General features: G+C 64.9%; 8 protein-coding genes. 5 read left to right on the top strand and 3 right to left on the bottom strand.

Annotated elements, in window-relative coordinates:
- The first annotated feature begins 75 nt into the window (after positions 1–75).
- The 5 genes from MU553_RS10440 to MU553_RS10420 all read left to right on the top strand — a co-directional run bounded on the left by MU553_RS10440 (position 76) and on the right by MU553_RS10420 (position 5,021).
- A complete protein-coding gene (locus MU553_RS10440; protein WP_247377106.1) occupies positions 76–678 on the top strand; it encodes a response regulator in 603 nt (200 codons plus the stop codon).
- Between the two features lie 196 nt (positions 679–874).
- Positions 875–1,462, top strand: coding sequence for a response regulator (locus tag MU553_RS10435; protein WP_247377108.1), 588 nt, complete (start codon positions 875–877; stop codon positions 1,460–1,462).
- Positions 1,463–1,477: 15 nt separating this feature from the next.
- Positions 1,478–3,262, top strand: a complete 1,785-nt coding sequence (locus MU553_RS10430) for a histidine kinase N-terminal 7TM domain-containing protein (RefSeq protein ID WP_247377110.1) — start codon at positions 1,478–1,480, stop codon at positions 3,260–3,262.
- A gap of 91 nt (positions 3,263–3,353) precedes the next feature.
- On the top strand, positions 3,354–4,286 hold the full coding sequence (gene mptA / locus MU553_RS10425) for a GTP cyclohydrolase MptA (RefSeq protein ID WP_247377112.1): 933 nt from the start codon (positions 3,354–3,356) through the stop codon (positions 4,284–4,286).
- 165 nt (positions 4,287–4,451) lie between these two features.
- Positions 4,452–5,021 (top strand): AN1-type zinc finger protein, encoded by a 570-nt coding sequence (locus MU553_RS10420; protein WP_247377114.1) that lies wholly within the window; start codon positions 4,452–4,454, stop codon positions 5,019–5,021.
- Between the two features lie 75 nt (positions 5,022–5,096).
- On the opposite strand, the gene MU553_RS10415 is transcribed toward MU553_RS10420, so the two are convergent.
- The 3 genes from MU553_RS10415 to MU553_RS10405 form a co-directional block, all read right to left on the bottom strand.
- The gene (locus MU553_RS10415) at positions 5,097–5,246 is read right to left on the bottom strand and encodes a DUF7576 family protein (protein ID WP_247377117.1); all 150 of its coding nucleotides are present in this window, start codon (positions 5,244–5,246) and stop codon (positions 5,097–5,099) included.
- A 40-nt stretch (positions 5,247–5,286) separates the two neighbouring features.
- Complete coding sequence (locus MU553_RS10410; protein ID WP_247377119.1) at positions 5,287–5,883, bottom strand: MaoC family dehydratase; 597 nt, start codon at positions 5,881–5,883, stop codon at positions 5,287–5,289.
- 195 nt (positions 5,884–6,078) lie between these two features.
- Positions 6,079–11,853 (bottom strand): PAS domain S-box protein, encoded by a 5,775-nt coding sequence (locus MU553_RS10405; RefSeq protein ID WP_247377121.1) that lies wholly within the window; start codon positions 11,851–11,853, stop codon positions 6,079–6,081.
- Between the last annotated feature and the right edge of the window lie 441 nt (positions 11,854–12,294).

Genomic DNA, 12,294 nt, shown 5'->3' with positions numbered 1-12,294 from the left:
GCAGCTGCAAAACGTCTTGGTCTATCGAAACATCCGGAACGCTTATCATTCTGTTGCGTCTAAGGTGCTACCCTGATGAGTTCCGGTGACCTCCCCACCGTTCTGGTGGTGGACGACGAACCCGACGTGGCCGACGCCTACGCGGCGCAGTTGTCGTCCGAGTACCGCGTCGAAACGGCATACAGCGGGGAGGAGGCACTGGACGAACTGGGGCCGGACGTGGACGTGGTGCTGCTCGACCGTCGGATGCCCGGCGTGTCGGGCGACGACGTCCTCGACGAGATTCGTGAGCGCGGTCTCGACTGTCGCGTGGCGATGGTGACGGCGGTCGACCCGGACTTCGACATCATCGAGATGCCGTTCGACGACTACGTCATCAAGCCCGTCTCTCGCGACGACCTGTTCGAGACGCTCGAGCGACTGCTGACGTGCGCCGAATACGAGGCGAAACTCCGGGAGTACTACGTCCTCAGCACCAAGTACGCGACGTTGCTGGCGAACAAGAGCGACGCGGCGCTCGAAAACAGCGAGGAGTTCGCGGACCTGACGGCCCGACGGGAGGAGGTACGCGAGCAACTCGACGCTAGGGTCGAGCAGTTCGACGACGAGGACTTCGCGGCCGTGTTCCGCGAACTCCACGACGGCCGGACGGTCGCCGCTGGGCCGTCCGACGAGTAGCCACGTCGACAGTTCGGCCGCAACCGTCCGGCGGACCGACTGACTGCGTGTTCAGAACGGTTGCCACCGCTCCGCATTCGTCCGATTCCGCCCACACGGGCAGCCACTGCGTTCGTGCATCCTGATTTTCATTTCTGAGGAACGGGCGGAAACTTTTTGCCTGTTCTTTGCGACCTGATAACGTGAGTGGATAGGTTTGGGCGAAACAACAATCCTCATCGTCGACGACGAATCTGCAGTCACGGACGTCTATGCGGCTCATCTCCAGGACGAATACGACGTCCGGACAGCCTATGATGGGTCGGAAGCGGTCGAGAAGCTGGACGAGGAGATCGACGCCGTCCTCCTGGACCGCCGGATGCCGGGCATGTCCGGTGACGAGGTCTTAGAACACATCCGCGAGGAGGGATACGACTGCCGCGTGGCGATGGTGACGGCAGTCGATCCGGACTTCGACATTCTCGACATGGGCTTCGACGATTACGTCGTCAAGCCGGTCTCGCGGGACGATCTCTACGAGACGGTGGACAGACTGCTCACCTATTCGTCGTACGACGACACGTTCCAGAAGTACTTCTCGCTGGTCTCGAAGCGGGCTGCGCTCCAGACCTCGAAGAGCCAGTCGGCGCTCGAAACCAACGAGGAGTACCAGGAATTGACCGATCGAATCAACGAACTCGAAGCGGAACTCGACGACGCTGTGATGGACTTAGAGGAGGGCGAGTTCGGCGCGCTCTTCCGGATGCCGGAACCCGATTTCGACTCCCTCGACTCTCCGTCATAGCCGTCGCTGGCTCTCATGGCATGGGAACAGACGCCGTATACGGTGCTGTTCGCCGGTGTAACAGTCCTGTTGTTAGCCGCTGCCGTCGTCTCGTTCCGCCACCGCGAGGCGGCGGGCGCCACGCCACTGGCTGTTCTCTCCGCTGCGACGGCCGTCTGGGCGGCGACCGCCGCACTCGGCGTCGCTCGAACCGACCCCGGTGGACTCCGGGCGTTCGCTAATCTCGCGTTCGTCGGCGTCTCTCTCGTCCCGGTCGCGTTCCTCTTTTTCGCCGTCGAGTACGCCAACCGCGACGTGTGGCTGACTCGGTACGGACCGCTCCCGCTGCTCGTGGTCCCGGTGCTCACACAGCTCGTGGTCTGGACGAATCCCTCGCACCAGCTGATGTGGACGCGCCGGGTCGTCGAGCACACCGGCTCCGTTTCGACGCTCGCCGTTCAGTACGGTCCCTGGTTCTGGTTCCACAGCGCCTATTCGTACCTCTTGACGCTGGTGGGGACGTATCTGCTCGTCCGAACCTACGTGGTCTCGGAGACCGTGTTTCGGAGCCAGTCCGCCGCCGTCCTCGTCGGGGTGATGGCACCCTGGCTCAGCAACGCGCTGTACGTGTCCGGCCTCCTCTCCGTCCCAATCGACCCGACGCCGGTCGCGTTCTCGGTGACGGCGGTGGCGTTTCTGATCGCCATCTACAGACACAAACTCCTCGAACTGATGCCCGTCGCACGTGAGATCGCCCGTGACGAACTCCTGGACAACCTCGTCGAGGCGGTGTTCATCCTCGACGACCGCGGCTGCATCTCGGATTTCAACGAACCCGCCAGGCACATCGCGGGTGAGCCGGCCGCTGCCATCGTCGGTGAACCCATCGACGAGGTCGTTCCGGGGCTCGCGGACGCGCTGACCGACGTGAGCGACGAGACGCTCTCTGAGGACGACACCGGGACCGAGGTCGCGCTTCGGCAGAACGGGACGCTTCGCCACTACGACGTGCGGGTGACGGAGTTGCGCCGTGGCGGTGGGCTGCTGCGCGGGAGGCTCGTGAGCCTCCAGGACGTGACCGACCGCCGACAGCGCGAACAACGGTTGGACGTGCTCAACCGGGCGCTGCGTCACGACCTGCGCAACGAGGCGAACGTCATCCTGGGGTACGCCGAACTCGGCATGCAGAACCACCCCGACGCCGAGTGGGTCCAGGCCATCCAGCACCACGTCTCGGGCATGGTCGATCTGAGCGCCAAGGTCCGCCAGATCGAGCAGGCGCTCGACGGGGAAAACGTCGAGTCGCGACCGATCGACGTGGCGGCAGCCGTCCGCGAGGTCGTCGCCGAAATCGAGGCAGAACGCCCCGACCTCTCTATCGACACGGCCCTGCCCGATTCGGCGCACGCCTCGGCCATCGAACTCGTCGATTCGGCCATCTCCAACGCCCTCGAGAACGCGATCGAACACAACGACAATCCGGACCCGCTGGTCGAGGTGTCGGTCTCGGTCTGGCTGACCGACGCCGGTGACGTGGCGATCGAGATCACCGACAACGGCCCCGGCATCCACGAGGACGAACGCGAGGTCCTCCTGCGCGGACGGGAGACCCAACTCGATCACGTCAGCGGCCTCGGCCTCTGGATCATCAACTGGATCGTCACCGAATCCGGGGGCACCATCGCGATCGACGAGAACGAGCCCCGGGGCAGTGTCGTCACGCTCCACCTCCCAGCGGCGGAGAACCCTCCTGAATCGGAAGCGGCCGTCGCGGATCCCGCTTCGACCGGTCAGCCCACCGGAGACGTCGACCGCTCCTGAGCGTGCGAGCCGTGGGAGCCGGGACTGGCTTCACGCAGAGCAAATTTCTTTTCGAAAGCACTAACGGTAGTTCAAGCCTAAGAAGACTCCAATGAGTCAGCAACTGCCGGACGTCCAGGCATCCAGTCCGGAAGTACGCGTGGGCTTGAACCGTGTCGGCGTCACGGGGGTCGAGAAACTCGTCAAACTCGGTCGCCAAGACGACCGTCCGATCGTTCTCATGGCGGACTTTTCGGTGTTCGTCGACCTGCCGTCCTGGCGGAAGGGCGCAGACATGTCCCGGAACATGGAGGTCATCGACGAGACGCTCGAAGCCGCCGTCGCAGAGGAAGCCTACCGCGTCGAAGACGTCTGCGGTGAGGCCGCCGAACGGCTGCTCGACAAGCACGACTACACGACCAAGGCCGAGGTCCGCATGGAGGCGGAGTACGTCACCCGCGAGCGGACGCCCGAGAGCGACCGCCCGACCCAGTCGACCGCGGACATCATCGCCTCGGCGACCGCCACCGAGGATGGCACCCACGAGGAGATCGGCGCCCGCGTCACCGGGATGACCGTCTGTCCCTGCTCGCAGGGAATGAGCACGTCCCGCGCACGGGAGACGCTCCGCGGCCTGAACGTCGAGGACGAAGTCATCGACCAGTTCTTAGAAGAGGTACCGCAGCCAGGCCACTCCCAGCGGGGCCACGCCACGCTGACCATCGAGAGCGAGGGCGCGCCCGAGGCGGACCTGAACGACATCATCGAGGTCGCCCGCGATTCGATGAGCGCGCGCATCTACAACCTGGCCAAGCGCCCGGACGAGGACCACATGACCTACGAGTCCCACAAGGACGCGAAGTTCGTCGAGGACTGCGTCCGCTCGATGGCCGAGGGCGTCGTCGACGCGTTCCCGGATCTCCCCGAGGACGCCATCGTGACGATGAAACAGTCCAACGACGAGTCGATCCACCAGCACAACGCCCACGCGGAACGGGTCGCGGAGTTCGGGACGCTCGTGGGCGAGGTCAACGGGGACGACTAGCGTCTGCCGACCGGAGGGAGGCGGTTCACGGACCGCGAGCATGGCGAGCGGTCCGTTTTTCGCCCACGTTTTTCGAGGAGTGGTCGCCGCTGGCGACCCGACGATGAAAAAGGTGGGGTGTCAGATGCCCAAGATTATTATCGTCTTATAGAAATAGACGGACGTATGGCAAGCTGTGCCGAATGTGGGGATGGGATAGAGACGGCATACGACTGTCGTGACTGCGGGGACGCGTTCTGCATCGACCACCGACTCCCGGGCGATCACGAGTGTGCGTCGGGAACGGAGGACACGGTTGACGTGACCGATGGTGGCGTGGTCACGGAGCCGACGTCGCTCTCGCTGCCGGACGGGCCGCGAGTAACGCTGTTCTTACCGGTCTGGCGGAAGATTCCCTGGCCGATCTTTCCGCTGCTGGGGGTCGTGCTCGTTCCGGCGTCCGTGCTGGCGCTCGTGTTCGCTCCGGTAGCGCTGCTGGGAGTCGCGCTCGTTCCGCTGTCGCCGCTGGTGCTTGGTCTCCACGTCTATCACGAGCGGCTCGCCCACGCGCTGGCCGCAGAGTCCGGCGAGGGCGAACCCGACGCGTGGCGTCCGAGCGGTGTGTACTACTTCCCGGTCGCACTGCTGGTCTTCTCCCGACTCATCGGTGACCTGGGGATCGTGATCGCGATGGGGGCGATTCCCGGGCTGATCGCGTCGATCGTCTACGCCGTTCAGAAACTGCGGCACAGGTGACGGCTCGTCCGCACGGCGGGTCACGGGCGCTGCCGGGGAGACCAACCGCTTCGTTCGTCACTGTGGTTCTTCCGATCAATCGGCCGTCTGGGCACGCCACGTCTCGCGACACTGCTTGTCACAGAACGCGTAGAGCGCGACGTTGCCGCGTTCGTCCTTCGCGGTGACGATCGGGTACCAATCGGAGGTGTCGATCGCCGACCCGCAGCAGTGACAGTGTGTCATTCGGCTGTTGGATTCGCGCTGTGGGCTCCTGTGCGCCGAATTAGCGTTCGTCATCCCTCTCGGTTCCGGGCTGGACCAGCACCACGGCTTCACCGTCGATGACGGTTCCGTCCTCGTCGGTGACCGTCGTCGACAGCCGATACCGGTCGTCGCTGATCGGTTCGACGACTGTGCAGTCGGCGGTGACCTGGGCGCCGAGGTAGACCGGACTGTGGAACTCCAGGTCCTGTGAGAGGTAGACGACGCGACCGGGGAGACGGGCCAGCGCGGCGCTGATCAGCCCGGAGACGAGGATCCCGTGTGCGATCCGGGTGCCGAACATCGTGTCGCTGGCTGCCGCTTCGTCCAGGTGGAGCGGGTTCGTGTCGCCGCTTACGGCGGCGAACTGGGTGACGTCCGCATCGGAGATCGTCTTGCCGAACCGGACGCTGTCGCCGACGGTGAGTTCGTCGGGATCGTCGACGTCGGTGGTGACGTCCCAGTTCGGGAGGTCGGCGGCCGGTTCGATCTCGTCGGCCGGGGCGTCGCCGTCCTGCGTGCTCGTGGACAGGCCGGACGCGGCCAGCAGGGCTCGGTTTGCTTCGACGAGACTGGCTCGAAGGTGCGTCGATGAGTCGGTGAGTGTGTTCAGTAGCATCGGTGGGTGCGAGTCGAGTCGGTCGGACGCCGTCTCGACGGTATCGCCTATCGAACGGTAAGGTACCGTTACGCGATAGGACTGGCCGGTACGTGTATTCGGTCGGCTCGCTGGCGAGGCAATATGTATACGGTTGTCTCGGCTTACGGACAGCTATGGTCAGCTTAGGCCGGAAACCGCGTCGCTGTGGGCGGCCTACGCGGTGGGCATCGCCGGCTGCTGTTCGGCGTCGAACAACTGGCCGAGCAGGCTGCGCTGTGCGAGTCGGAGGTGCCGGTTGACGGTCGGTTGTGAGACGTCGAGCATGGTCGCGACTTCCTCGCCGGTCGTCTCGCGCGGCCACTCGAAGAAGCCACTGTAGTACGCAGTGGTGAGCGTCTCGCGCTGTCGATCGGTCAACGCGCCGAGGAGGGATTCGACGAGGTCGGCTTTCGTGCCGATCGAGCGCTCGACGTCGCGCCGTGCGACGAGTTCGACGGACTGGTGGCGATCCTGCAGCAGTTCGACGAACTCGCGGACGTCCGTCTCGCGCGGCACGTCGACGATGACGTCCAGTTCCCCGTTCTCGGCGATCATCGAGCGCGGCCGGACGCCGTGTGAGACGAGCGTCGAGGCGACGAGCCCTTCCGAGATGGTGGCCTCGAAGTGGTCGCCGTCGTCGGTCGTGCTGATGATCCGGTACTCGGACACTGTCACGAACCGGTCCAGAAGCGCTGTAATCTCCGCCGCGCGCGCGTCAGTCACGGTGAAAAACAGCCGCGTCGTCTCGCCGCTGTCGGCCGAGAGGCCGTCGAACTCGACGCGACAGTCGGCCTCGGTCGCGAGTTTCAACAGGAGCGACTCCTCGTTGAAAAAGCGGAGCTTCAGCTCCGTGGCAGTGTCCATGTAGAGCGCCTGCTTCGTCTGGACGGCGCTGATGGCGTTCCCGACGGTCTCACCGAGTTCGACGAACACGGACCGTTCGAGATCGCCGAACGCGTTCGGTTCGTCTGCGTAGACGGCCAGCACGCCGTAGGTGTACTCGTCGTGTCTGACCGGGACGCTCATGACCGACTGGAAGTCGTGTTCGAGGGCCGTTCTGCGCCACGGCTCGGAGCGCAGTCGCTCCAGGACGCTTCCGACGACCGTCGGCGACTCCGCGTCGGCAGTCTGCCAGGCGGGTTCGCTGTCCTCGCCCGTCAGGGCGACGCTGTCGAGGTAGCGCTGGCCCTGCCCAGCCCACGTCTGGGGGACGACGGCTTCGTCGGTGTTGTCGTGGCTGCCGATCCAGGCGAACGAAATCACGTCGCTTTCGGCGAGCTGCTCACAGACGGCGGTCTCGATCTCGGAGCGGGACGTCGCGTCGATCAGCGACTGGTCGACGTTCCGGATGATGTCGGTGATCTCGACCTGGCGCCTGAGGCGCTTGTTCTGTGCCTGGAGCTGTTCGTCTCGCTCTCGCAGGCTCGACTCGCTTTCGAGGCGGTCGAACGCCGCTTCCGTCGTCGCGACGAGCGTCTCGACGAGCTGTCGCGTCCGGCTGTCAACCGACTCGTCGGCCGATACCACCGTCACGACGCCGTGGTCTCCGACTGGCACGACCAGACCACTCTGTGTGGTCGCGTCGGATTCCGTCGCGGTCTCGGAGCGGTCTCCACGGCTCGTGTGGAAACGGTCCGGTTGCGTCTCGTCGTGGAGCAGCCACTGAAGCGATGCGCGGTCGTCGAGCGAGACGGTCTCCCCGTCGACGAACGCCTGCCAGGCCGCTGATTCGTCGTCCCCCATCGGGAGCGGCTGCACGCCGTCACACAGGCTGCCGTATCCCGTCGTCATCGCGATCGGCGCGAACGCGTTGGCCTCGCTGTCGAGCAGGTAGACGCCGACTCCGGGTACGTCGATGATCTCCTCGGCGATGTCGACGACGGTCTCAGAGATCGCGGCTTCGGACTCCGCGTGGAGCAACTCCCGGGTCGCGTCGTGGAGCGATTCGAGCGCTAGCTCGTACTGTTTGCGGTCAGTGACGTCCTGGAGGACGCCCTGGTACTTGACGACCTCGCCGTCCGCACGGACGGGCTCGCCCGAGGATCGCACCCATCGCTCGACGCCGTCCGCGCGTATGAGTCGGCACTCGAAGCTGTACGGTTCGCCCGCTTCGAGCGCGCCCTCGACGAGTTCGCGAAGCTCCTGCTGGTCGTCCGGGTGCGCGAACTCGATCCCCTTCTCCAGGTCGAACGACTCCTCGAGCGGGACGCCGTAGATGCGCTTGAGCTCGTCCGTGAACTGGAGGTCGTACGGCGGTCCCGCTGTGAGGTCGAGTTCCCAGCCGCCGACGCCGGCGAGTTGCTGGGCCTGTTCGAGGAGGTAGCGCTGCCGCTCGAGTTCCCGTTCGTGCTCCTTGCGCTCGGTGACGTCGAAGGAAACGCCGATGACCTCCGTGACCTCGCCGTCCTCGGATACCGGCTGATAGGTGCTCTCGAAGACGACGCCGTCGATCTCGCGGACCGAGTTGACGGTCTCGCCGTCGAGCGCCCGCGCGACGTCTTCGAGGATCTCGTCTCGCCCCTCGTAGACGTCCTCCACGGACTCGCCGACGACTTCGCCGGGTTCGAGGTCGAGCTTCTCCAGCCCTTTGCCGGAAGACAGCGTGAACGTGCCGTCATCGTCGAGTGCGTACAGGATCACGGGGATGTTCGACACGACGGAGTCGAGGCGCTCGGTCGTTGCCTCCAGTTCGCGCTCGCGCTCTTTGCGCTCGGTGATCTCCTGGAGTGCGCCTCGGAGCTTGACGACGTCTCCGTCCTCGTACACCGGCTCCCCGGCGGACCGTACCCATCGCTGGACGCCATCGGCGCCGATGAGGCGCGATTCCTCGGTGTACGGTTCTCCCTCCTCGATCGCGCGCGTGACGACTTCGCGAACGCCCGCCTGATCTTCGGGATGGTACATCTCGATCCCCGTCTCCAGGTCGAAGTTCTCGCCCGGAGAGAGTCCGTGGATGCGGTAGAGTTCGTCGGTGAGCGACACTTCGTACGGTGGTTCCCCCGCGAGGTCGACTTCCCAGCCGCCGACGCCGGCGAGTTCCTGGGCCTGTTCGAGGAGGGAGCGCTGGCGTTCGAGTTCCTGTTCGCGCTCCTTGCGCTCGGTGATGTCCTGGAGTGAGCCCCGGAGCTTGATGATCTCGCCGTCTTCGAGGACTGGTTCGCTGGTCGTCCGGACCCACCGTTCGTTGCCCTCGGCGGTGATGAAGCGTGCTTCGATGTCGTAGGGCTCGCCGTCCTCGATGGCACGCTCGATCGCGTCGCGGACGCGGGGGCGGTCCTCGGGATGGTAGAACTCGATCCCCCGCTCCATGTCGAACGACTCGTCGAGCGGAACCTCGTGAATGCGTTTGAGTTCGTCAGTGAGCTGGACTTCGTACGGCGGCTCTCCGCGGAAATCGAGTTCCCAGCCGCCGACGTGGGCGATCTCCTGGGCCTGTTCGAGGAGGGAGCGCTGGCGCTGGAGTTCGTCCTCGCGCTCTTTGCGCTCGGTGATGTTCCGCGTCGCCCCGACGATCTGTTCGACGGTGTCGTCGATAACGACGGGTGCGAGCCGGGTCTCCCAGCACGTCTCCGAGTCGCGGATCGACAGCTGGACTTCGTATTTGTGCGGGTCCCGCTGGGCGACGCACTCTCTGTAGTGCGCCAAGAGGGTCTCGCCGTCTTCGTCGCCGAAGACCGCTCGAGGGGTCTCTCCGCGGACCTCCTCGTTCGGGAACCCAGTGGTCGCTTCGTACGCTGGGTTCACGCGTTTGAACCGGAACTCGTCGGCGTCCTCGTCGACGTCGATCACGAAGAGCGCGTCCTGGGTGTTCTCGAACAGGGTCTCGGCGATTTCGAGTTCCTGTTCGCGCTGTTTGCGCTCGGTGATGTCGCGACTGAGTCCCATGACGCCGATGATCTCGCCGTCCGCGTCGCGGTAGGGGAACTTGTTGTCGAGGAACGTGATCTTCTCGCCGTCGATGAACCGAACCGCCTCGGCGTTGATCTGCTTGCCGGTCTCCACGAGCCGCCTGTCCTGTTCACGGAGTGCAGCCGCAGTCTCCTCGTCGAAGAGCTCCTCGTCGCGCTTCCCGACCACGTCTTCGGGTTCGAGGTCGAAGAGCCCGGCCGCGGCCTCGTTCATCAGTTCGTACTCGCCGGCTCTGTTCTTGATGTAGACGGCTTCAGCGGTGTTCTCGATGAGCGCGTTGAGCTGCCGGTTCGTCTTCCGGAGCTCCCGCTCGTGGCGTTTGCGCTCGGTGACGTCGAAGGCGACGCCGATGACCTCCGTGACCACGCCGTCCTCGAACACCGGCTGATAGGTGCTCTCGAAGACGATGTCGCCGATCTCGACGGTTTTGCTCACTCGCTCCCCGTCGAGTGCGCGCTCGATGGCCTCGACGACGTCCGTGTTGTCCGCGTAGACGTCTGTCACCGACTCGCCGACGACCTCGCCGGGGTCGAGGCCCAGTTTCTTCAGTCCGTTTCCTTCCGAGAGGGTGAACGTCCCGTCGTCGTCGACCGCGAACAGGATCACGGGGATGTTCGACACGATGGAATCGAGGCGCTCGGTCGCCGCTTCCAGTTCCCGCTCGCGCTGTTTGCGCTCGGTGACGTCCTGGAGCGTCCCTCGCAGCTTGACGACCGCTCCGTCGTCGATGACGGGTTCGCAGGTGGTCCGCACCCACCGTTCGTTCCCCTCGGCGGTGACGAGCCGCACTTCGATGTCGTAGGGCTCGCCGTCCTCGATGGCGCGCTCGACCGCGTCGCGGACGCGGGGGCGGTCCTCGGGATGGTAGAACTCGATCCCCCGCTCCATGTCGAACGACTCGTCGAGCGGAACCTCGTGAATGCGTTTGAGCTCGTCGGTGAGGGTTCCTTCGTACGGTGGGTCTCCACCGAGGTCGAGTTCCCAGCCGCCAACGTGGGCGAGTTCCTGGGTCTGTGTGAGGAGGGAGCGCTGGCGCTCGAGTTCTTCTTCGCGCCGCTTGCGCTCGGTGATGTTGCGCGTGGCCCCGACGACCCGCTCGACGGTGCCGTCGGTGACGACGGGTGCCATCCGCGTCTCCCAGTACGTCCCTTCCTCGGGGACTGCGACCTGTTCGACGAGTTCGATGGGTTCCTGCTGCTCGATACACGTGCGATGGTTTTCGATCATCGCGCTGGCTTCTTCCTCGCTGAAGACAGCTCGCAGATCTCGGCCCCGAATGTCCGCGTTCGAGAGGCCAGTCTCCTCCTCGAACGCGGGATTCACCCGTTCGAACCGGAACTCGTCGCTCTCCTCGTCGACGTCGATCACGTAGAGGACGTCCTGCGTGCTCTCGAACAGCTTGTCGGCGATTTCCAGTTCCTGTTCGCGCTGTTTGCGCTCGGTGATGTCGCGGACGACGCCGGCGGTTCCACGGAACTGGCCGTCCTCCGCCGGAAGCAGCGCCATGTGGTTTTCCGTCAGCACCTCGCCGCCGTCGGCAGTCTGGACCGCCATCTCGAAGGTGAGATACGGCGCTTCGCCGCGTTGGAGCACGTCCCGGATCAGTTCCTGTGCCGTCGCCAGGTCCGCCTCCGTCATCACCGTCGAGACGTGCTCGCCGACCAACTCGCTGGGGTCGTAGCCGGCCAGCTGTTCGATGGCGTCGTTGACGAACAGGAAGTTCCCGTCCGCATCGAGTGCGTACATGGGATCGCCGACCGCCTGGATGATCCCCTCGTAGCGCTCTAACTGCTGGGCCTTCTCCGACAGGTCGGTGATGGCCGTCGCCGCGTCCCGTCCGAGAGAGTACCCGACGAGCGCGACGAGTCCAACGCCGAGGAACGTCGCTGCGACCCCGTATCGGGCGCCGACGCTGAACGCCGCGCCGACTCCGAGCGCCGCTACCACGACCGCCAGGACGACCAGTGCCACCGTGAACTTCAACGCGAACCGCTCCCTGAGAACGTCGGGAACGAGCCACCGCAAAGCGGACCGAGCCATATCTTCAATTCGAAACGGTTCTGGCGGTAAAGAGCCCAACGGTAAAGTTTAGCCTACTTTCGGCGGGTGTGAGCGCTCCTCTTTCGCGCGGGCGTCGCCGGTCGTTGCGGCCGCTTCGTCCCTGTGGCGTTCGTTTTTAGTGCCTCTTCACAGGGTACTCCGCTGAGTAAGACGGACTTACGTCGCTGTGCGGTGCGGATCTCTCGATCCACAGGTAGCAATTGGGACGTGAAACGCACCACCTGTCCTCCGGCAAGCCGTGCTGGGAAGCTCCCCGACGCGGTGGTTTCGGGTGTTCTCTCACGGGTCGATCGCCACCGGCCAGTCGCGACAATCGCGTCCGGCGCCAGGACCGTTGCTGTGTCCCGTCTGAACCGAATGCCGTCGTGGCTCGGTTGCCAGTTGCTCGATTCCGATCCCGATCTTGCCTCCGACGACAGA

Source organism: Halorientalis brevis, assembly GCF_023077655.1.
The sequence above is the reverse complement of the archived record's forward strand: the minus strand, read 5'-3'. Positions and strand labels throughout refer to the sequence as shown.

What these genes read in the sequence shown, in the direction of transcription:
- MU553_RS10440 (WP_247377106.1), top strand. Translation starts at nt 76, where the DNA reads ATGAGTTCCGGTGACCTCCCCACCGTTCTGGTGGTGGACGACGAACCC.
- MU553_RS10430 (WP_247377110.1), top strand. Translation starts at nt 1,478, where the DNA reads ATGGCATGGGAACAGACGCCGTATACGGTGCTGTTCGCCGGTGTAACA.
- mptA (WP_247377112.1), top strand. Translation starts at nt 3,354, where the DNA reads ATGAGTCAGCAACTGCCGGACGTCCAGGCATCCAGTCCGGAAGTACGC.
- MU553_RS10420 (WP_247377114.1), top strand. Translation starts at nt 4,452, where the DNA reads ATGGCAAGCTGTGCCGAATGTGGGGATGGGATAGAGACGGCATACGAC.
- MU553_RS10415 (WP_247377117.1), bottom strand. Translation starts at nt 5,246, where the DNA reads ATGACACACTGTCACTGCTGCGGGTCGGCGATCGACACCTCCGATTGG.
- MU553_RS10410 (WP_247377119.1), bottom strand. Translation starts at nt 5,883, where the DNA reads ATGCTACTGAACACACTCACCGACTCATCGACGCACCTTCGAGCCAGT.
- MU553_RS10405 (WP_247377121.1), bottom strand. Translation starts at nt 11,853, where the DNA reads ATGGCTCGGTCCGCTTTGCGGTGGCTCGTTCCCGACGTTCTCAGGGAG.